Raw genomic sequence first — 20,847 nt, 5'->3', positions numbered from 1 at the left:
CCACTACTGCCCTTCTCGGCCCTCGAATTGTCTGTTCTAACTACAGGTTTTACAGGGCCCTCAAAAGCACTATATCGATCACCCCCTGGAAAATTTCACCAAAATCAGACCAAGGCTTGCAATCCTCAAGAAAAACACCATACTAAAAGATGTGATTTTTTGATGTCTCTTTTAATTGTAATTTTGAGGTAGTATTTATGAATATCTTAGAAAAACACTTCCCAGATCTGAAAGTCGGTAGCACAATCAAGCGTAGCGACCTCCACGAAGCAATCGGGGGACAAATCCGAAGCGGTATTAGCCCTTCATCTGTCGAAAAAATCGTAATGCTGTTTAGCACGCCAACCGCTGGCGAACAGTATGGCTACTACGACGGTTGGTTTCAGGATGGCTACTTCCACTATTGCGGTGAAGGTCAAGACGGCGACCAAATATTTCAGAGGGGTAACAAGGCGATCCTCGAGCACGAAAGGCTTGGCAAGGAACTGCATCTATTTCTAGGCACATCAAAAGGAAAACCCGTGTCTTATGAGGGACAGTTTAAGCTCGTCGACTATTACGAAACGGATGGACCGGACGGCAAAAAAGGGACAGGCGCCTTAAGAAAGGTTATCAAGTTTCGGTTAAAGCCTCTGAACAGGACCCCAGAATACTCCAAAGGCCTACCGATCATACCGGATGAAACTACGACTGATACCGTGCCTATCGAAAACAACCACACTGAAAGGGCTTACTACACTCCGGCCAAAGGTGAGGTTACTGCAGAAAGAAGGGAGTCTTCATTAGTAACAGAATACGTAAAATGGAAGAAGGAGAATGGAATCATTCTTGAACGCCTCAAAATAAAACCAAAAGGCGAGGAAAAACCTCTATTTACTGATATATTTGACCATTCTGACAACCTTCTAATAGAAGCAAAAGGCTCCACAGCAAGAGAGTATCTACGAAGTGCTGTTGGTCAGTTAATGGACTATGAGCGTTTCATTGAGTCAAGGCCAAGAAAAGCAGTATTAGTTCCAGAAATGCCACGCAAAGATTTATTAGATTATCTAAGACACTGCAACGTTGGAGTCATCTATCCTAGCCGCGATGAGTTTATTGAAGACTTAACACAGCTAGGATAGCTCAGCTACAGCAAGATGAAATGGAGGCAGGGTATTACGTTACCTGTCTCCAGTCTACGTTTAATCCGAATGGTCCACCCAGAGCGTTTAACCAGATCGCTTGAGTATCAGAACAAGACGTGGTGCTTGGAGAGGTTCGCGGTGTGCGTAATTCAGCCATCAGAAGGTGCTTTGGACTGGATTCGACGGTGGATTACTGACGATCGAAGGAAATAAACTTGTCTGCACAGTCACGCGTTATCATGGCATGGTGTATTTCGGTGAACGTCTAATTGAAAGGATTCGTCCCATGAGTTTGAAAGACCTAAATGATCCCAAGGCCGTCCTGGAGGCGATAGCCGAGTACGACCAGCTGGGACAAGAGGTGTTTCTAAAGCGTTACGGTTTTGGCAAAGCCCGCACCTTTGCACTTATTCATGGCGGGAGAAGCTACGACTCCAAAGCCATTGTTGGTGCCGCACACGGCTATCAATTTGGCACGCCATTGTCGTCTAAGCAGTTTTCCGGTGGTCTTGCCACCGTTGTCCCAAAACTCGAAGAGCTCGGGTTCACTGTGGTCGCCCTAGCGCTGGATGAACAAACGGCTTCGATACCGGAAGAAGTTCCCGATTCAGTCTGGGAGGGCGCTCGGAGGTCCGTTACTGTAAACCGTTATGAACGAAGCCCTGCAGCCAGGGCCGCTTGTATCGAACACCACGGCTCGGCTTGTCTGATCTGCGGCTTCGATTTTGCGCAAACCTATGGAGCGGACTTTCAAGGCTTCATACACGTCCATCATATTGTCCCGATCTCGAAAATCGGCGAGCAGTATGAAGTAGATCCCATTAATGACCTGATCCCGGTATGCCCGAACTGCCACGCAGCACTGCACTATGGCGGCAAAGAACAGAGCCCTGACGACATAAAAGCATTACTGCAGCTACCTCGCTCCACTTAACGGGTCACTTTACCCAGGGTAAAGCTGCCCAATCTGTCGTATACGCCGGCGACAAATGCCCACGCCGCATCGCATAGGCCGCAGACCCGGCCTCTCTGGCCATGTAGACCGTCGCCCTGGACTTCCTGTTGATGGTATCCATCACCGCCATCAGGCGTTCCGATCTGCCACTGTCTGGCGCCTGCTCCTGCGCGGCTTGGAAGAGATCCTCCTGAACACCCGACTCACCCACCAGTTCCCCCAACATTACGCCGGCCTTGGCGTAATCAAATCCTTCCCGATACATCGGTCTAAGCAGGTTCAGAGCCTGCTGCACAATAATCCGGGAGTCCTGGCTGGGCTGGATGAGCTTCACGCTGGCACTGCGTGAATACTGCGGCGCTGCGGTTTTGAACGGGTTGGTTCGGATGAACACCATCAGTTCCCCAGCATACTGCTGGCCTCCCCGTAGCTTCTCGGTCGCGCGAGTCGCAAAGTGCGCCACGGCTTCTTCCAGGTCGCTCAATTTCTGAAGGGGCTGACCAAACGATCGCGAGCACATGATTTGCTTCTTCGGGGCCGGCACATCCTCCCACGGAACACAGGGCACGCCATTGAGCTCCCGGGCGGTGCGTTCCAACACCACAGAGAACTGTTTTCTGAGCGTTGCCAGATGGGTATCCGCTAGTTGTAACGCCGTGACAATACCCATGGCCTGAAGCCTGGCACTGAGTTTTCGCCCGACACCCCAAACCTCCTCAACCGGTACCCGCACCATCAGCCGCCGTTGCCTGTCGGGGTCCGTCAGATCGACCACGCCTCCAGTGGCTGGATATTTCTTGGCGGCATGGTTGGCCAGCTTGGCCAGGGTTCGCGTCGGAGCAATGCCCACACAGACCGGTAAGCCGGCGTTCTGATACACCGTGTTCCTGACCTCTCGCCCAAAGTCCTCAAAGGACACCACCCGGTCAATGCCGGTCAGGTCCAGAAAGGCTTCATCGATGGAATAGACATCCACTTTGGGAGCCAGGGCTTCCAGAGTCGTCATCACCCGCCGGCTCATGTCGCCATAGAGGGTGTAGTTGGAGGAGAACACCTGGATGCCGTATCGGCGAATTTCCGGTTTAATGTGATGAACCGGCACGCCCATCTTGATCCCCAGCGCCTTGGCTTCTTTGGAACGGGCGACGACGCAGCCGTCGTTGTTGGACAGCACCACAACCGGTGTATGACGAAGATCCGGACGGAACAGCTTCTCGCAGGAGGCATAGAAGTTATTGCAGTCCACCAGGGCGAACACAGGCTTCCTCATCCGGCTTTGGCCTGTTCCCGATACAGCGCAGCCCCGAGAGCGGCAAAGTAATACTGAAAGGCGTCATTGATACGCTGGCGATGCTCGCCCTGCGGATACAGACCCGCCTTGGCTTCATCAGAGTGAACGGTTCCGTTTACCAGAAATCGGTTACGCGGCTGGCTGTCTTCAATGAAGGCTTCAAAGGCGCGAGCGCACAGCTCCTCCGGTTTGGCGTAATAAACCGTTTTCAAGTGCTGATCGGCCACCTGGGCGGCTCGGAACAAAGTGCTCGGCGCTGTGCCGCCCTCCGTCAGCATGATGGCCTGGAAGCAGGCGCCTAGCCGTTCATTCAGTGGGTGGGGTTTACTGCTTACGCTGTTCAGCCAGGCACTGGAAGCGAAGCCGCACGGTCCGGCATTCCGGTAAGCTTTGCCACCCATGTAGTGATCAAAGGCGTGAAACCATTCATGAGCGAGGCTACCCGCACCAGCGTTCTTGGCCAGCGCCAGTTGCCGGGTGGCGGGAATGTAGTGCGCCGCCACGCCCAACCGGCCGCCGATGCCATACTGTAGGCCCAGCGTGCTCCTCAGGGAGATCAATGGCTCCGGTCCTCGCAGGATCGTCATCAAATCACAAAGCGCCTGATAGAACCGGCCGGCTGCCCGGTCCCGCTCCTGAGGCGTCACCCAGCGTCCGACCTCGATGCTGCGAAAATCGAACCGTCGTCTTACGGTGGCAAAGGATACTGCCGATTCAGGTGTCATCCCTGCCCTCCCCGCTTGAGTGACCGGATGACGTTGGTGACCACCCCAAACACCTCCATCACCATATCGCCCTCGACGGTAATAGGCCGGTACGCTGAATTCCGTGGAAGGAGCCGAACGGGCGGTGGCGTCAAATGCAATTGCTTCACCGTCATCTCGCTTTCCAGGCTGGCGATGATGATGTCTCCGTGCTTGGCCCTCAGCGACCGGTCCACCACCAGGACATCGCCGGGATAGATGCCCGCCTCAACCATAGACTCTCCCTGCACTCGCACAAAAAACGTGGCAGCCGGGTGTTGAATACACAGCTCGTTCAGGTCAATGGTTTTCTCAACGTAGTCCTCCGCCGGCGATGGGAAGCCAGCCGAGACCCGTTCAAGAAACATCGGGATGTTCAGGCGTGAGACGGATTCGTAGTCACCAAGCAGAATGCAGGACATGCTTTACACCGGATACTGTTTGAATATACAGCATTTTGGCGAGACAATACGGTTGGGTCAACCCATCATTGGGCCTAGTGTTCTATACTCGGACTAGTGCAGCTGCCAGGAAGGCGGGAGGAGTCTGAGCCGAATCAACCTCTTTGTCGGTGAGGCTTCAATATAAACCGGATTTCCTGGTCTTTTTGGCGTAACAGGTGACCACGGGGGCAGCTCCAGATGTCTGTCCACCAGTAGTACGCCCTGCCAGCTCTCATTTCATTTGCCTTCGTGATCGCAACGTCTTGGACTTCATGGCCGCATTCCGGGCAATACACCGTAGCGGTTCCATCGGTTACCCAGTCATTAATCCGCTCTTCAACGAGGCCGAAATGGCCCTCCGGCAACCGACTCACCTTGCGTGTGTCGAAGGTGGAATTGGCGAGCCAGATTGGCAGCACCTCCCTCGCCGCTTGGGCACTGACGCTTTGAATCACCGTTCTCTCGGCGTCTTCCCTTGCCCAGGCCAACAACACTCTTGCCGGGACCGTCACGTCGCAGAAAAAGCCCTCATCCCGGTTCTCGGTAGTGGCAACCAGTATTTGTCCTTCACATCTGGGAAGTGTCGCCAGATGCTCTTGAATCTGGGCCTGCAGCTCGTTCTGGCGTTCTTCAGCAGCAAGCTGACGGCGATACGCCCGGGAAAACAGTTTTTTCAGGTAGTGCGGCATAGAGATCATAGTGTGGGTTGTTTACCGTTCCTTGGACATTGATCAGGCCGAAGCGGACTAGAAGGCATGCATTTACTCGTCGCCCACTACTCCTTCACTACCGGATAACAGGCATCGCCCCACAGTGTCTCGGAGTGATCCATCATGATCGTCAGAATGACGGGAACCAGTTGGCTCATCAAGGCCACACAGTCATGAACCTGCTCCCGGTTTACCTTACTGCCCCAAGTAGCACCGCCATGTATCAACTGATTTCGCAGGGTGTAGATCCGGCTAAGCGCAATGCCCAGTACCGTCGCGGTATCCTCTGAGCCCAAGGCTGACTGAGCGGCGACTTTTGCACGGGCAAACTGGTCCTGCCACTCGTCCTCACTGAGCTTTCCGTTCTGATGGTCCCAGAAGGGCTGAAACACAAAACGATTGCTGAGAAGTACCCGAATACTCCGGGGGAATTCTGTCCAGGTCAGCTCATCCAGCTGTTTGTCTGCATCAAGAGAGACTAACTTCTCCAAAAAACCACGGAAGGCGGTTTTCTCTGTCGTCCGGTATTCTTCGTTGATCTCTGTGGCATAGGCCGCGTTGAACGCAATCCACAGAAAGATGAACCGGCTATCCGGGTCATCCAGTTGCTCTGCTCGCTGTAACCAGCTCAGCGACCGATGAACCCGCAGGCTGAGATTGGCAGGGTAGCCGTCTCGCTCATCACGGTGGCGCTGTTTGAGAGTGTCGTAATTCATGGTTCGGTCCGTCCGTTCATCCAGTCCGGGTTTTCGGTTTCAATCCTTCACATGTTCCCGAATCAGCTTCAACGCTTCTTCCGTGTGCTCAAACCGATGGCTGCCGCCCTCAAAACTATGAACCGGAAAATAATCCCCAAGCGCCCTGACGGTGTCGTTCCACGGAATCAGTTCATCCCCCTGATCCAGCAACACAAGCCCGCTGCCATAGTGGGTGAAGGGATAGTAGCTTGAAACCACTTCGTCCGTCAGTTGATAGGCGTGCCCCTGATGATAAACACCCTGCCCTATCCAGGGCTTGAGAGTGTGACCGGGATCCATCACCGGGTTGATGGCGACAAACGGAATGCCGGATTCGGCACCCAGAATACCCGCCAACCATCCCCCCATCGAGGTCCCAACCAGAAGGTCCGGGTTCACTTGCATCAGTTTGTCCAGGCTATCTTCAATGACGTCTTCCGAGGCTTGAGTGTAATCGATGTCGTGACCATAGACAGGGCCAAGCTTCGCGAGCGCTTTAAGTTTGTCGCTGGTGGTATCGAAGCGGCTGGCGAAGCCATGGAGGTAGTATATTTTCAGCATTTCCTTCGCTCTGGACGCGATATTTTTTCTGACCTTAGCACCGTTGCCGGGTAAATGCCTGCTTCACTGCCTAGCTGCTTTCCTCACACACCATCTAATGAAAAAGGGGTGTGGCCGCCATGTGCTCACACCCCTCACTGTAGTTTCCATCAGCCTCATCCATGAGCTTCTATCGATGGCCGCCAATATGTGTTGTTTCCGAGCCGCCCAAAACCGATTGACTGGCGCTTTCGATAGGCCTTCCGCTGATTGTCAGCCATGGCACTCTGGGCATCGGCGTCCCGAACGTAGCGGGCAAGCGTCATCGCAGGGCTGACACCGTAGCGAGCACCGGGCGAGGCACAGGTCCAAATGTGCCGGAGTGCAAGAGCCGCATCAGGGTCTACCTTGTCAAGATAAGCCAGGCCGTAGGCGCAGGCCTCTAAAGTCATGTCGGCATGGTCGCACAACCTTGCAGTTGCTGTCGGCTTACCCCACGTATCATAGGTGTAGGTCTTGCCAATATCGTGCAACAAACCAGCGACGAAACCGAGTTCCTGAAGTTCTCGTGGCATGTCTGGTTCATTGGTCTTCGTCATGACCACTACGTTCTTCGCCACGTCCAAGGAATGAGCCAGCAGCCCGCCAGGCTCGTTATGATGGTAATTCCTGCTCGCCGGAGCTTTTAGAAAGACTTCCAGCCTGTCACGGCGCTCCAATACTCGCTTAATGAACATCTGTAACGGGGCTGACTGCAAAGACCGAACCGCAGCCACCAGCTGATCCAGTGCCTCCGGTCTCGGACAGAACGTCCGTGGCAAAGTCTGCAATGCAGGCAAGCCGGCAACGTCTGCCTGCAACGGGCGGCGGATATCGGTCAGCAGGATCTCACTTTCCTCCGCACCCACACACACCTGCCCTTTGACCACGACCAGATCCATGTGGCCCAAGTGCTCTGGAATCAATATAGAACCAATTACCGCCAGAACCACGATGTCGCTGGCACAGCTGCTTAACCGAAGTTTCAGATACGGAATGCCTTCATCATCAAAACAGGCAACACGCCCCGTCAGTCGGTAGGTGCCTTTAAAAGTTTCCTGCATCAACGGGCGTAGATCATTCAGTTTCATCACCTACCTCCTTATCGTTTTCGATGACCCGACTCTGAATCAGTCGCTCAAAGGCGCTGCCATCCATGCGAGTCAGGTTCGGGATATAGCGGGAATACACTTTAAACAGCATTTCCGTTGAGGAATGGCCCAGAGTGCGGGCGACCCATTCCGGGTTTTCTCCCGACGCGAGGAGTAGCGTCGCAGCTGTATGCCGGGTCTGGTAGGGTCTGCGTTTCTTCAGCTTGAGGTGTTCCAACAAAGGGTACCAAACACGCTTGGTCACGTTATTGTGGTCCAGCGGCTCTCCCAGCCGGTTACAAAATACGAACTTGCTGAGTTTGCCGGTTGCCTCGTACTGGGATTTGAGTGCCTGGTACACGGGGCCAAACATTGGAATTTCCCTTTGTGAGCCGTCCGTTTTTGTGTACTCGGTTTGGCCGTGGATAAGTGTTTCACGTACCAGGATTTCCCGCTTTTCAAAATCCACGTACTCCCACTTGAGGCCATCAACCTCCCCCGTTCGCATGCCGGTGTAAAAACGCACCAGGTAATAGTTGTGGTAATCCTCTCTGACCGTTTCGAGAATCTTTTCTACCTCATTCAGGGAGAAAGGCTCGATGTGTACCCTCTGCTGCTTGAGCGGCTTTATGTTCAGATAGGGATTCGTGAAGTCAAACCGCTCAGCCGCCTCCGTTAGAATCATCCGCAGGATCGTCATGTGGCTGTTGATGGTCTTAGGCGACATCAGGCCGTTTGCTCCCCTGCCCTTACGCTTCGCCATCTTGTTCCGGGCGGCAAGAATGTCGGCCTTAGTGATCTCGCCTACCTGCTTGTTCTTAAAAGCTGGTTTGAGCGAGCTTTCGAGAATGGAGATCACATTTCGAGTGTGGGAGTTTCGCCACTGAATTTTGCTTTCTGCAAACCATTGATCAGCAAAATCCGAAAACATAGGAGTATGCTCTCCAGTATCAGGCCCCGCTTGTACGGAACCATTAACTTCACCACTCCCTGTTTTCGGCTGAAATTTCTTAAGGTTCTTACTCTGCGGAAACTGCTCTGCATAATCAAATGAACCCACCAGAATGCTCGCTTCAACTTTCTGCAGGAGCGCTTCAACACGCTTACGATTCGCTGCCGTATTCGGCAACGCTGTCTGTTCGCGGCAGCGGTGTCCTCGGTACATAAAATCCAGGTACAGCTTCCCGGTTTCTTTTCGCACTCTCACTTTACCCATGACACACCACCCCACTGGCCATTGGAATGGACAAGTGCTCATGCTCACGAGCATTAACCAACATTTCTTTCTCAACCTCCTCCCAGAGGAAAAGAATCTTCCTGCGACCAAACGGCTTGATGTAGTGCTTGCCCTCCAACAGCACCGTGTCTTTTAAACACTGACGGATAGTTCTGCAGTCGTATTTGATACGACCAGCCAATTCTTCAGTAGTCAGGTAGGTGTAGGAATTTTCCATCGAATTGTTCCTTCTGTTGCGCTACTCTAGATCAACAAAAGACATTCCTCGTATCAGAATGTCACCCTAAATGGCATTTTAGGCAATAAAAGTACATTTGCAAGAACTTTTTGCCATTCTGGATGACATTTGTTCATTAAGGACGACTCAATTAATGATTAGATGCCACCTAGCCCGACTGATGGGCGAGCATAAAATGAAGATTGTGGATGTAGCTCGAGAAACAGGACTCAACCGAAATACAGTGACGCTTCTCTACAAAGAAACAGCCCAACGTATTGAGCTCGACGCGCTCGATAAGCTCTGCAAACTGTTTGAATGTGAGGTCGGTGATCTACTGGAATTTCAGAAAGACGAATAGATAGACAAGAAACCCATTTCATAGCGATTCCAAGGAAGGAGCCGGCCAAAGAATGCGGGAAAGCGGGGGCACGTCCGCCGCAGTTAGACTCTGTGCCACAAGAAGCCTTACGGTCACTTTTGGAAATGAGCCCAAGTTGGGGCTTTCACGTTTTGGCACAAATACGTCACATATTTGTCACAGGGATTTTCCCTCACCCCAAACGCAAAAAAGGCAGACCAGTAAGTTACTGATCTGCCTTTCTTTTATATGGTAGCGGGGGCTGGATTCGAACCAACGACCTTCGGGTTATGAGCCCGACGAGCTACCAGACTGCTCCACCCCGCATCAAACTGGTTGTTAACCAAGTCGCCTTGATCAACGTGGCGCGAATAATACGAGGTGAAGCGCCTTATGTCAAAGGGAATTACAACATTCCTGGAATTTAGCGCTCCAGAATAGCCGTAACACCCTGACCACCGGCCGCACAGATCGAAATCAAGCCGCGGCCGCTTCCCTTCTCTTCCAGCAACTTCGCCAGCGTCGAAACAATGCGCCCACCGGTGGCAGCAAACGGGTGGCCGGTTGCCAGGCTGGAGCCTTTCACGTTCATCTTCGAACGGTCGATGCTGCCCAGCGGCTTGTCCAGGCCGAGGCGTTCTTTACAGAACGCGGGATCTTCCCAGGCTTTCAGCGTTGACAGAACCTGAGCGGCAAAGGCCTCGTGAATCTCATAGAAGTCGAAATCCTGAAGCGTCAGGCCAGCCTTTTCCAGCATACGCGGAACGGCGTAAGCAGGCGCCATCAACAGGCCTTCTTTCTTATCCACAAAATCAACCGCAGCAACCTCCGAGAAGGTCAGCCACGCCCGAACTTCCAGGCCATTCTCTTTGGCCCACTCTTCACTCGCCAGCAACACGCAAGACGCACCGTCGGTCAGCGCGGTGCTGTTGGCAGCGGTCATGGTGCCGTTTTCACGATCAAAGCAGGGCTTCAGTGTCGCCAACTTTTCAAGCGTGGTATCAGGGCGCAGGATGTTGTCTTTATCCAGGCCCGCCAGCGGGGTGATCAAGTCTTCAAAGAAACCTTCTTCGTAGGCTTTCGCCAGCTTCTGATGGCTTTCGTAAGCAAGCTGATCCTGATCTTCGCGGGCAATACTCCACTCTTTGGCGGTGATCTGGCAGTGATCCCCCATAGACAAACCGGTACGGGGCTCCCCGTTGGTCGGAATTTCCGGAGCCAGATGGCTGGGGCGGAAACGGGTCAGAATTTTCAGGCGTTCTTTGGCGGTTTTCGCACGGTTAAGGTCCAGCAGGATCTCACGCAAGCCTTCGCCCACACCAATAGGTGCGTCGGAGGTAGTATCTGTACCGCCAGCAATACCGCACTCGATTTGCCCCAGGGCAATCTTGTTGGCTACCAGAATAGCGGCTTCAAGGCCGGTACCACACGCCTGCTGGATGTCATACGCCGAGGTTTCAGGCGCCAGGCCAGAACTAAGCACCGCCTCTCGGGTCAGGTTAAAGTCGCGGGAGTGCTTGATAACCGCGCCGGCAACCACTTCACCCAAGCGTTTATCTTGCAGGTTGTAACGATCCACAAGACCGCGCAAACACGAGGTCAGCATCTCTTGGTTGCTGATCTTACTGTATGCCGAGTTGGACCGAGCAAACGGCGTTCGGTTACCACCAATAACCGCAACGCGACGAATACCGGTGCCGGATTTCGCTGCTTTGGATTTGGTGCTTTTCTGAGCCTGTGCCATATCAAAATGTCCTGTATCACAATGAAGAGTCGAATAATTTGACGTTAGGCTGAAGTCTATCGATAAACCGGCGCGTCTCATTGGCAAGTCTGACAACACCAACACCGGCTTCAGTCAATCCAATAGGCTGAGGAATCCTTACCCTTTATGGCATTCTTAGCAAAACGCCCTAATAGGAAGCATGTATGTCTGACCTCTATCTCAAGCTCGTCAACACCCCCGTCGGTAAATCTGCCGCCCAATCGTTAGGCCTGCCTTCGCCTAACCCGTTGAAGCGCCTGAAGCGTGTCGACCAGCCTTATATTGAAGGCGACGTATTGGTTGGCGCCGGCTCCGGCGCAAAGGCGGTCGCCACATTAGGTGCCACACTGGGCGCCAGCCCCGCCAATTTGTTTCACGCAACCGGCCTGGACACTTTGGACGAATCCTCGAAACTAGGCAATAAAGCCGAAGCGCTGGATGTGACCGGCGAATTGAACGGCAAGTTCTCCGCTCTGGTTTTTGACGCAACCGGTCTGAAAACGCCACAGGAATTGCGCGCGTTGTACGATTTCTTTCACCCGACTATCCGCAAACTGGCCGCCAACGGCCGTATTCTGGTGATCGGACAAGACCCGCATACCTGCCGCAAGGCACCTCAGGCTGCAGCCCAGCAGTCGCTTGAAGGTTTTGTACGGGCCATGGGCAAAGAGATCGGCAAAAAAGGCGCCACCGCCAACCTGATCTGGGTGGCACCTAATGCCGAGAACCAGCTGGACTCCAGCGTACGCTTCTTCCTGTCGCCTCGCTCAGCCTATGTGTCAGGTCAGTTTGTTCGCATCGGAAAAGCCGACACAGCGAAAGCCACCAATCCGGTCGCACCTCTTGCCGGCAAAGTCGCACTCGTCACCGGCGCGTCTCGCGGCATCGGCGCATCCATTGCCGAAACCTTGTCTCGCGATGGCGCAACGGTCATTGGCCTCGATATCCCGCAAGCCCTGGAAGATCTGAAAACCGTTACCGATGCCATCAAAGGCAAGGCTCTGGCCTGCGATATCACTGACGAAAAAGCACCAAAGCTGATTGCAGATTTCATCGCCAAAGAAACCGGCGGTGTGGACTTTGTGGTTCACAACGCGGGCATCACCCGTGACAAGACGCTCGGCAACATGCCAGAGCACTTCTGGGACATGACCATTGCTGTCAACCTGACCGCAGAAGAGCTGATCGATGAAGAGCTGATGCACCGCAGCCTGCTGAACGAGAACGGCCGCATTGTGTGCATCTCGTCCATCAGCGGCATAGCCGGCAACTTCGGCCAAACCAACTATTCCTGCGCCAAGAGTGGCGTCATCGGATACGTGGAAGCCATGTCCAAGCAGCTTAAGGACGGCATCACCATCAACGCTATCGCGCCCGGCTTTATCGAAACGCAAATGACGGCCGCCATGCCCTTTACCATCCGTGAAGCCGGCCGACGCATGAACAGCCTGTCTCAGGGCGGTCAACCAATTGACGTGGCGGAAGCCATTGCCTGGTACTGCAACCCAGCCTCTGCTGGTGTTACAGGTAACGTTGTGCGGGTTTGTGGCCAGTCTTTGATTGGCAAGTAAAGCACGGTAGGCAAATCAAAGCCGGGTGACTTAGGTCTCCCGGCTTCTTTTGTGGCACGCTGAGATTTCTGAAGGCAAAAAAAAAGCAGATCCGATTGGATCTGCTTTTCTTCAAACCTGGTGGGTGGTACTGGGATCGAACCAGTGACCCTCGCCTTGTAAGGGCGATGCTCTCCCAGCTGAGCTAACCACCCGAAAAAGTGGCGGAGCGGACGGGACTCGAACCCGCGACCCCCGGCGTGACAGGCCGGTATTCTAACCAACTGAACTACCGCTCCGCATGACTCAGCCTATTCGGCTAAATCGGGTGCCAGACACTCGTCTGACTTACTGCTTAAAAGTGGTGGGTGGTACTGGGATCGAACCAGTGACCCTCGCCTTGTAAGGGCGATGCTCTCCCAGCTGAGCTAACCACCCACTTCGAGGCTTTACTGTTCTTCAAGCCTTAAGCAGTCACTTGTGCGCTTTTGGCGCTTGCTGATTCAGCGTTGCTGTCTCAACCAAGTGAGATGCGCATTTTAAGCATTTCTTCGTCGGTGTCAAACGTTTTCACGAAAAAAATCTAAACTTTTTCGAAACACCCTCAAGCCGAGCAATTATTAACCAAAATCAGCGACTTGAACCCAAACGGCGCAGTGCTTTAGGCGAACGCCTCAGTGTACCCACCAACGCTTCAAAAAATCCACCAGCCTCCGCCAGACTCTGCTTCTTTCCGTCGCTCACGCTCTTGTTCGAGCCGGGCATACTGCTCATCAAGCTGTTGCAGTTTTTGATCACTTTCCAGAGGCACCGCCCGGCCTCCTCCGAACGGCCAGTACCAAGGAGCCGACTCATACTTGCCCAGCTGCTTAAGCCGCTCAACCTCCAGCTCCCGCTCTTCTTCGAGGGCCGCCTTCCGCTTTTCATAATCGTCGTCTTGGTTTTCCTCGACGATAGACGCAGCGGCATGGTTCGGCGCCAGCAAATCACTGTTTAGAAACAACGTCGAAACAATCTCGCCGGGCCTCATGGCATAGCTTCGCGTCACCAACTGCAAATCACCGGACGCCAACGGATCATCGGGATCTAGTTCTGGGTGTAGCTCGTCCGGCTCGGTGAGTTCGTTATAGCGAAGGTAATAAATTTTGCCTGACTCAACATTGAGCGTGGCATCTGCAATCAAGCTGAGACTGAACGAACCCAGCCCCTCAAGCCCAAGCAAAGGACGACGCATCGCGATGTGCCGCTCGCCCGGCGCGACCTCAAGCCATGTAAAGCTGTTATTACGGATATTGAAATAATGATGGTCGTCGATATAGACACTGGGCGCTTCAATTTCATCGCCCGCCCATTCAGAGTCGGTACGGTAAAAATAGAGCAGTGCGTTATTCTGGCTCCACTCATCGGTATCGATGTGCACGAAGTTATGACCTGACACGGGGTGCAGAAAACCACCGACACTCTTACCAATAGATTGGTATACCGTACAACCGGACAACGCCACCACACAGCAAAGCATGGCGGCGTTCTTAACGAAAGGCACTCGGATTCTCATTGTTTTTCACTCTTCATCCCTTTTCGAGTTGCCTGATCATATCAACTGCTACCCGAGAGAAATGAGAGCTACCGCAAGGGATGAATACAAACCGTTACATTCAACCTCGCACAGCTTCGCCTTAAATCACTGCCCGCCAGCTCTGGACCGAATCTGATTGACCTCTTCAGACAAACGAACCAACCGGGACGTCAGCTGCGCCCTTGAAGCATCGATAGACGCGACCGCTTGTTTTAGTTCAGATATCTGGGTCTTCAATGCCCGAACGTCTCTACCGTCGGCTTGCGTTCCCGCTTTCTTTTCCAGTGTCGCGATACGAGCCTCTAAACCGTCCATGCTCAACTTCTGCTCTTGCTCAAAGCGTTTGATACGACGTTCAACAAGAGGCTCAACACCGTCTATTTTCTGTTCGACGGCCGCCAGTTGTTTTTCCGTGGCTTGATCGGCCTGTTCCAGAGATGCAATGGCTCCTTTCATGCGCTCCGCCAACTGAGCCACATCTCCGGCAATCCCGGAGCGAACTTTTTCCAGCTGCGCACCAAGATCTGTAACAGCTTTTCCTGCCCCCGCCAGCTGTTTCTCGAGGGCGACGATTTTTTGCTGCTGCTCGTTCAAGCGCTGCTTATTTTTCTCGTTCGCAATCACCCATAACTTGCGGATCTCGCTATCCGCCGTTTCCAGGCGCTTTTCATGACCGGCAATCTGCTGCTCTAACCGAGCCCCTCGCTCCTCCAAAGACTCTCCGGTTTCAGACAATTCACCCTCAAAGCGTGCCAGCGCCAGATTACTTTGTCTTGCCCAATAATCAGCGTCCTGAAGCTGCCCCTCAAGAGCCTGAATACGTTGCTCTTGCAGATACCAGCCCACCCCGGCGGCTGCAGCGACAAGCACCAACAGCACCCAAACCAGTGCAGTCCCTCCGCCGACACGGCCGCTGTCGTTGACCGACTTCGGCGACTTGGGACTTTTAGCCGGTTTTTCTTGTTTCACTCGTGGTTTTTCCGGTTCTCTTCGCTCGGCACCACCAAACGGTTCGTCAGCTCTCAGCTCATCGTCATCTGGACGAATGGGTTCCATTGCAACTCCTGAATACAGAGGGGGTTAATAAAGAAGATTAGATAATACGCTCGCCAATCAAAACGTTAAAATGAATAACCATACAGGTGCGTTGTTTGGCGGCACCCCCAATCTTGCATGGCGGGGGGCCAATCCATACAATGGCCGGCTTTCCAATTATCACAGGACTGTTGCTTATGCAGCCGCTTGTAGGTCTTATCATGGGCTCGAAATCTGATTGGCCCACCATGGAACACGCCGCCGACATGCTCGACAAACTCGGCGTGCCTTATGAAACACGAGTCGTCTCTGCCCACCGCACCCCCGATCTTTTGTTTGAGTACGCGAAAACGGCCTCGGATCGTGGCCTGAAAGCCATCATCGCAGGCGCAGGCGGCGCTGCGCACCTTCCGGGCATGGTTGCGTCACAAACCTCCTTGCCCGTTTTGGGCGTGCCGGTTCAGTCCAAGGCGCTGAACGGTCTGGACTCACTGCTCTCGATCGTACAAATGCCGGGGGGTATCGCGGTCGGCACACTCGCCATCGGCAAAGCCGGTGCCACGAACGCCGGCCTGTTGGCCGCCCAGATTATTGGCACCTTTGACGACAAGGTTCGCAAAGCGGTTGACGAATTCAGGGCAACTCAAACTCAGACCGTGCTGGACAACCCTGATCCCAGCGATCAGTGATGCCCACTCCAAAACCTTAAGAGGCAGGAGCGTTCGAATGAAAATCGGTGTACTAGGAGCTGGTCAACTAGGGCGTATGCTGGCGCTTGCCGGGTATCCGCTAGCCAAAGATTTTGTCTTTTACGACATGTCGGGAAGCCCCAGCGCTGGCCTTGGCGAGACCATCGTAGACCGGAACGGCGAACAGCTGGAAAACTTTCTTTCAAAAGTAGACCGCGTCACCTACGAATTCGAACACTTGCCGGTGGATGTGGCCGAACAGCTGGCACAGCACAAACCGGTACACCCCTGCCCCCGTGCGCTGAAGGTATGCCAGAACCGGGAAGAGGAAAAAACATTGTTCGGCCAGCTCGGGATTCCAACGCCCGAGTGGAAAACCGCCGACAGTGCAGAGTCACTGAAAGCCGCTGCTGAAGCCCTCGGTTGCCCGGTTGTCGCCAAATCCATTACTGAAGGTTACGACGGCAAAGGCCAGGCGGTACTGAGAAGCCCGGAAGACGCCGAAGCCGCCTGGGCATCCATCGGCCACCCACGGGTTATGGTCGAGAAGTTCGTTAATTTCAGCCGCGAAGTATCGCTGATTGCCGTGCGTTCGGAAGACGGTGATGTCGCCTTCTACCCGATTGCCGAGAACACCCACCACGAAGGCATTTTGCGCTATTCCATCGCGCCTGCGCCCGGGTTGCCGGCCCATGTTCAACAAGACGCCGAGCGCTACATCAAAGCACTGCTTAATGAATTAGAGTACGTGGGCGTGCTCACTCTGGAATTGTTCGAAACAGCGAAAGGCCTGGTTGCCAACGAGATGGCGCCCCGGGTTCACAATTCCGGTCACTGGACCATTGAAGGCGCCATGACCAGCCAGTTCGAAAACCATATTCGGGCGGTCAGCGGGCACGCACTTGGCAGCGTCGAAGCTCGAGGACTGAGCTGCATGATCAACATCATTGGCGAGCACGGCGACATTGAGCGCATTCTTGAACTACCCTACGCTCACGTCCATCTTTACAACAAAGGCGAGCGCGCCGGCCGCAAGCTCGGGCACATCAACATTCTGGCGGATAGCTACGAAGAACTGGTCTGGCGCGTGAAAAACTGCGCGCAATTCCTACCGGGCAGTCCCGATTTTACGTGCAGTCTCACAGCAAAGGGTTGAATTAAAACAATTCGCCCTTATATTGCTGGTACGCACACTCATAAACAAAGAGAGAAAGGGAGAACGACCTCATGGCATTTGAACTTCCCGCACTGCCTTACGAAAAGAATGCTCTAGAACCGCACATGTCCCAGGAAACTCTTGAGTTTCATTACGGCAAGCATCACCAGACCTACGTAACCAAGCTGAACGGCCTGGTTGACGGTACTGACAATGCGGACAAGTCTCTGGAAGAGATCATCAAGAGTGCCAGCGGCCCTCTGTTCAACAACGCAGCCCAAGTTTGGAACCACACGTTCTTCTGGAACGGCCTGACGCCTAACGGCGGCGGCGAGCCAACGGGTGCAGCTAAAGAAGCCATCGAAAAGGCGTTCGGCTCTTTCGATAACTTCAAGAAAGAATTCAACGACAAAGCCGCCAACAACTTCGGTTCAGGCTGGACTTGGCTGGTCAAAAAGGCCGACGGCAGTGTTGAAATCGTCAACACCAGCAACGCCGAAACGCCGCTGACTGGCGCAGACAAGCCGGTTCTGACGGTCGACGTGTGGGAACACGCCTACTACATCGACTACCGCAACAGCCGTCCGAACTACCTGGAAGGCTTCTGGAAGTTGGTTAACTGGGATTTCGTAAACGAAAACCTGGCATAATTCAGCAGCTGAGTCTGGCAGCGAAGCCCCTTCCGCTGCCCAGAAACAGAAACGCCCGCCCGGAATTTCCCGGCGGGCGTTTCTGTTTTATGACATTGATCAAACTGCAACAAATCTATACACGCGCTTTCAAGACATAACGGAAATTTCAGGCATACTCGGTGGCGTCAAAATCGGCTTCAACCATACTCTGTTGTGGGTGCCGTCCGGACGAACCAACACCCCCGATACCCATGACACATGAGCTGCAATGATTGGCATGACGAAAACGCTTGAAGCAGAAAATCATCTGGGATCCCGAATCCTGCGATGGGTGCTGGCCGTTGCGTTAATCACCGGGCTCGCCGTCAGCACGGTTCAGGTTGCTCTGGATGCAAAGAGGGTGTCGTCGGAGCTCAAACAGCAGGCAGAACAAACCCTTGCCATGGTCTATGATGCAGCCACCCAAGCGGTTTTCAGCATTGACGAAACCCTGGGGCAACAGGTTGTGGACGGGCTTTTCGCTCTGGAGCCTATTAATCTTGCGCGCATTTCCCATCTCGATGGCAGCGAGCTAAGTAGCCGCAAACGCTCGCCTAGCAAACTGGGCTTTCGCCCTATTACGGATCTTATTTTCGGCAAGGTCTGGGTCTATCGGGAAACCCTTAAACGCAGCGATAATCCAACCGAGCCATACGGCTACCTAGAGATACACCTCGACACCGCACACGATGCCGAAATCTGGTTAATGCGAGGGCTCACGACTTTTGCATCGGGCATCGCCATCGCCTTGATACTCGGATTGGCACTTTTCATCCTTTTCCACTGGCTGCTGGCCAGCCCTTTGCTCAGGATCGTGCATTCCCTTAAAAAGGTTGATCCTGATTACCCGGACCAGTACCTCCTCAGCGTCCCTAAAGGTCACGAGACAAACGAACTCGGAGTCTGGGTTAACGCCACCAACAACCTGCTGGTTGCAATTGCCGAAGGCCAGCAAAAACACCGCGAAGCCGAGGATCGGGTTAATGAACTTGCGAGAATTGATACGCTGACAGGCCTACCCAGCCGGGATGCTTTCTTGGAGGACCTGCAGAAGATCATAGAAACCTCCAAGGCCAGGGGCATCTCCTTCTCACTGACCGTGTGCGGCATCGATGATTTTAAATCGGTGAACGAGCAATGCGGCTTTCGCACCGGTGATCTGATTCTGAAATCAGTTGCCAGCCGGTTAAGCGCGAATTTCCCGACAGATCGTTTCGCTCTGGCTCGTTTGGGAAGCGACCAATTTGTCATTGTCGAGAAAAGGCTTCGCGACAACTTTCACGCTGCAGAAACGGCAGAAAAAATATTGTCCATCGTTGGCACCCCGATCGACGCTGGCAGCCACCGCATTGCCATGACATCAACGCTGGGCATTTCGATCTTCCCGAACGATGCTGCCGAAGCCGACCGGTTGCTGCAAAGTGCAGAGCAAACCATGGCACTCGCGAAGCAGAACAGTCACACCCGTTTTCAGTTTTACATTGCCAGCATCGATCAGGAAATCCGTGATCGCAAACAGATGGAAAAGGACCTCGCTCAAGCCATCGAAAACAAAGAGTTCCATCTCGTTTACCAGCCCCAAATCAACCTGGAAACCAAACGGGTTATTGGCGCAGAAGCCTTGCTTCGCTGGAAGCACCCGGAGCGCGGTTTCGTATCCCCGGACAAGTTCATTCCCATTGCCGAAACCAGTGGGCATATCGTCAAAATAGGCAAATGGGTACTGGAACAAGCATGCAAGCAGGCTGCCCTCTGGGCGGCTACCGGCTCCCATCTCAGAATTGCCGTGAACCTGTCGGCGGTGCAGCTGAGGCAGAATTCCATTGTCGAAGATATTCTGTCGTGCATCGCCCAATATCAGGTTCCGCCCGGCCGGCTGGAACTGGAAATCACAGAAACCAGCTTTATGACCAACATCACCGATGCGGTTGCAAAACTGCACCAACTGCACAGGGCCGGCATCAGCATAGCGGTCGATGACTTTGGCACCGGCTATTCATCGCTGACCTACTTGAAGAAAATGCCGGTACAGCATCTGAAGATCGACAAACAATTTATCCAGGATCTTCTGGCCAACGAGGAAGATACCCGGATTGCCAACACCATCATCGATCTCGGCCGAAGCCTGAACCTGACCGTTATCGCAGAAGGGGTGGAAACGGAAGAGCAAGAGCACTACCTCACCCAGCGAGGCTGCAAAGTGGCCCAAGGGTATTTGTTCAGCAGGCCTCTATTGCCCGATGATTTCGAGAAATTTGTAAAGACTTTCCACGCCAAGATCGTGGAAAATAACGCCTAAACACAGTTCGAGGGTTAAGCATGGGAATGACAACAGTCATCGGCCTTGTGGTGATCGCGGTCGTCGTGATCTATCTGGTTTTCATCTACAACAATCTGGTATCACTGCGTAATCAGTTCAAAAACGGTTTCGCCCAAATCGACGTACAACTGCAACGGCGACACGACCTCATCCCCAACCTGGTAGAAGCGGCCAAGGGTTACCTGGATCACGAGAAATCCACGCTCACCCAGGTCATGGAAGCGCGTAACAATGCCGTTAGCGCCCAGAAAGACGCCGCCAAAGACCCTGCCGACAACACCAAGATACAGCGACTGGGCAGTGCCGAAAATCTTCTCACCAAGGCTCTGGCCAACTTCTACGCTGTGTCCGAGAACTATCCGGAACTGAAAGCCAACGAAACCATTCAACAGTTGATGGAAGAGCTGTCCAGCACCGAGAACCGGGTCGCCTTCGCACGCCAAGCCTACAACGATGGCGTAATGACCTATAATATTTTCCGCGAGAAGTTCCCGAACAACATCATTGCCGGTATGTTTGCCTTTAAAGAAACCGCCCAACTTCAACTGGAATCTCCCGAAGCCCGTCAGGCCCCGAAAGTCAGTTTCTGAGGCC

21 protein-coding genes and 4 tRNA genes are annotated in these 20,847 nt (G+C 53.6%); 9 read left to right on the top strand and 16 right to left on the bottom strand.

Going from position 1 to position 20,847, the window contains the following annotated elements:
* Window positions 1-197 precede the first annotated feature (197 nt).
* Complete coding sequence (locus Q9245_RS13010; RefSeq protein ID WP_305897583.1) at window positions 198-1,124, top strand: hypothetical protein; 927 nt, start codon at window positions 198-200, stop codon at window positions 1,122-1,124.
* Window positions 1,125-1,413: 289 nt separating this feature from the next.
* The gene (locus Q9245_RS13005) at window positions 1,414-2,061 is read left to right on the top strand and encodes an HNH endonuclease (RefSeq protein ID WP_305897582.1); all 648 of its coding nucleotides are present in this window, start codon (window positions 1,414-1,416) and stop codon (window positions 2,059-2,061) included.
* A gap of 4 nt (window positions 2,062-2,065) precedes the next feature.
* Here Q9245_RS13005 and umuC read toward each other — a convergent pair whose 3' ends face one another.
* From umuC to Q9245_RS12960, 9 genes are all read right to left on the bottom strand, one after another.
* Complete coding sequence (gene umuC, locus Q9245_RS13000) at window positions 2,066-3,352, bottom strand: translesion error-prone DNA polymerase V subunit UmuC (protein WP_305897581.1); 1,287 nt, start codon at window positions 3,350-3,352, stop codon at window positions 2,066-2,068.
* A complete protein-coding gene (locus Q9245_RS12995) occupies window positions 3,349-4,098 on the bottom strand; it encodes a CLCA_X family protein (RefSeq protein ID WP_305897580.1) in 750 nt (249 codons plus the stop codon). The genes umuC and Q9245_RS12995 overlap by 4 nt, the downstream gene beginning before the upstream one ends.
* Window positions 4,095-4,538, bottom strand: a complete 444-nt coding sequence (gene umuD / locus Q9245_RS12990; RefSeq protein WP_199457149.1) for a translesion error-prone DNA polymerase V autoproteolytic subunit — start codon at window positions 4,536-4,538, stop codon at window positions 4,095-4,097. The genes Q9245_RS12995 and umuD overlap by 4 nt, the downstream gene beginning before the upstream one ends.
* 134 nt (window positions 4,539-4,672) lie before the next feature.
* Complete coding sequence (locus Q9245_RS12985; protein WP_305897579.1) at window positions 4,673-5,257, bottom strand: hypothetical protein; 585 nt, start codon at window positions 5,255-5,257, stop codon at window positions 4,673-4,675.
* A 77-nt stretch (window positions 5,258-5,334) separates the two neighbouring features.
* A complete protein-coding gene (locus Q9245_RS12980; RefSeq protein ID WP_305897578.1) occupies window positions 5,335-5,985 on the bottom strand; it encodes a HEPN domain-containing protein in 651 nt (216 codons plus the stop codon).
* 39 nt (window positions 5,986-6,024) lie between these two features.
* Window positions 6,025-6,567 carry a YqiA/YcfP family alpha/beta fold hydrolase gene (locus tag Q9245_RS12975; RefSeq protein ID WP_305897577.1) on the bottom strand — a complete coding sequence of 181 codons (543 nt, stop codon included), beginning with the start codon at window positions 6,565-6,567 and terminating at the stop codon, window positions 6,025-6,027.
* A gap of 155 nt (window positions 6,568-6,722) precedes the next feature.
* The gene (locus tag Q9245_RS12970; RefSeq protein ID WP_305897576.1) at window positions 6,723-7,676 is read right to left on the bottom strand and encodes a TraI domain-containing protein; all 954 of its coding nucleotides are present in this window, start codon (window positions 7,674-7,676) and stop codon (window positions 6,723-6,725) included.
* A complete protein-coding gene (locus Q9245_RS12965) occupies window positions 7,663-8,892 on the bottom strand; it encodes an Arm DNA-binding domain-containing protein (RefSeq protein ID WP_305897575.1) in 1,230 nt (409 codons plus the stop codon). The genes Q9245_RS12970 and Q9245_RS12965 overlap by 14 nt, the downstream gene beginning before the upstream one ends.
* Window positions 8,885-9,130, bottom strand: a complete 246-nt coding sequence (locus Q9245_RS12960) for a hypothetical protein (RefSeq protein WP_223133692.1) — start codon at window positions 9,128-9,130, stop codon at window positions 8,885-8,887. Before Q9245_RS12960 ends, Q9245_RS12965 begins: the two co-directional genes overlap by 8 nt.
* Window positions 9,131-9,284: 154 nt before the next feature.
* Here Q9245_RS12960 and Q9245_RS12955 point away from each other — a divergent pair, with 154 nt between their 5' ends.
* Window positions 9,285-9,491, top strand: a complete 207-nt coding sequence (locus Q9245_RS12955) for a helix-turn-helix transcriptional regulator (protein WP_223134019.1) — start codon at window positions 9,285-9,287, stop codon at window positions 9,489-9,491.
* 250 nt (window positions 9,492-9,741) lie between these two features.
* Here Q9245_RS12955 and Q9245_RS12950 read toward each other — a convergent pair.
* A tRNA-Met gene (locus Q9245_RS12950) sits at window positions 9,742-9,818 on the bottom strand.
* Between the two features lie 97 nt (window positions 9,819-9,915).
* Window positions 9,916-11,235 carry an acetyl-CoA C-acetyltransferase gene (locus Q9245_RS12945; RefSeq protein WP_305897574.1) on the bottom strand — a complete coding sequence of 440 codons (1,320 nt, stop codon included), beginning with the start codon at window positions 11,233-11,235 and terminating at the stop codon, window positions 9,916-9,918.
* A 185-nt stretch (window positions 11,236-11,420) separates the two neighbouring features.
* On the opposite strand from Q9245_RS12945, the gene Q9245_RS12940 reads away from it, so the two are divergent.
* Entirely contained in the window at window positions 11,421-12,827 is a 1,407-nt protein-coding gene (locus Q9245_RS12940) for a 3-oxoacyl-ACP reductase (RefSeq protein WP_305897573.1), read from the top strand.
* Window positions 12,828-12,945: 118 nt separating this feature from the next.
* Here the strand turns inward: Q9245_RS12940 and Q9245_RS12935 are convergent.
* The 5 genes from Q9245_RS12935 to Q9245_RS12915 all read right to left on the bottom strand — a co-directional run bounded on the left by Q9245_RS12935 (window position 12,946) and on the right by Q9245_RS12915 (window position 15,438).
* Window positions 12,946-13,021: transfer RNA gene (locus Q9245_RS12935), tRNA-Val, on the bottom strand.
* A gap of 7 nt (window positions 13,022-13,028) precedes the next feature.
* A tRNA-Asp gene (locus tag Q9245_RS12930) sits at window positions 13,029-13,105 on the bottom strand.
* 63 nt (window positions 13,106-13,168) lie between these two features.
* Window positions 13,169-13,244, bottom strand: a tRNA-Val gene (locus Q9245_RS12925).
* 256 nt (window positions 13,245-13,500) lie between these two features.
* A complete protein-coding gene (locus Q9245_RS12920) occupies window positions 13,501-14,361 on the bottom strand; it encodes a DUF2846 domain-containing protein (protein WP_305897572.1) in 861 nt (286 codons plus the stop codon).
* Between the two features lie 126 nt (window positions 14,362-14,487).
* Window positions 14,488-15,438: a hypothetical protein gene (locus Q9245_RS12915; protein ID WP_305897571.1), complete on the bottom strand. Its 951-nt coding sequence runs from the start codon at window positions 15,436-15,438 to the stop codon at window positions 14,488-14,490.
* A gap of 176 nt (window positions 15,439-15,614) precedes the next feature.
* On the opposite strand from Q9245_RS12915, the gene purE reads away from it, so the two are divergent.
* The 5 genes from purE to Q9245_RS12890 all read left to right on the top strand — a co-directional run bounded on the left by purE (window position 15,615) and on the right by Q9245_RS12890 (window position 20,843).
* The gene (gene purE, locus Q9245_RS12910) at window positions 15,615-16,106 is read left to right on the top strand and encodes a 5-(carboxyamino)imidazole ribonucleotide mutase (protein WP_305897570.1); all 492 of its coding nucleotides are present in this window, start codon (window positions 15,615-15,617) and stop codon (window positions 16,104-16,106) included.
* Between the two features lie 37 nt (window positions 16,107-16,143).
* On the top strand, window positions 16,144-17,262 hold the full coding sequence (locus tag Q9245_RS12905; RefSeq protein ID WP_305897569.1) for a 5-(carboxyamino)imidazole ribonucleotide synthase: 1,119 nt from the start codon (window positions 16,144-16,146) through the stop codon (window positions 17,260-17,262).
* Between the two features lie 71 nt (window positions 17,263-17,333).
* Entirely contained in the window at window positions 17,334-17,912 is a 579-nt protein-coding gene (locus Q9245_RS12900; protein ID WP_305897568.1) for a superoxide dismutase, read from the top strand.
* Between the two features lie 250 nt (window positions 17,913-18,162).
* A complete protein-coding gene (locus tag Q9245_RS12895; protein ID WP_305897567.1) occupies window positions 18,163-20,232 on the top strand; it encodes a bifunctional diguanylate cyclase/phosphodiesterase in 2,070 nt (689 codons plus the stop codon).
* A 26-nt stretch (window positions 20,233-20,258) separates the two neighbouring features.
* Window positions 20,259-20,843 (top strand): LemA family protein, encoded by a 585-nt coding sequence (locus Q9245_RS12890; protein WP_371824820.1) that lies wholly within the window; start codon window positions 20,259-20,261, stop codon window positions 20,841-20,843.
* The last annotated feature ends 4 nt before the right edge of the window (window positions 20,844-20,847 follow it).

Origin of the sequence: Marinobacter sp. MDS2, from assembly GCF_030718085.1 — a bacterium.
Taxonomy (GTDB): Bacteria; Pseudomonadota; Gammaproteobacteria; order Pseudomonadales; family Oleiphilaceae; genus Marinobacter.
The sequence above is the reverse complement of the archived record's forward strand: the minus strand, read 5'-3'. Positions and strand labels throughout refer to the sequence as shown.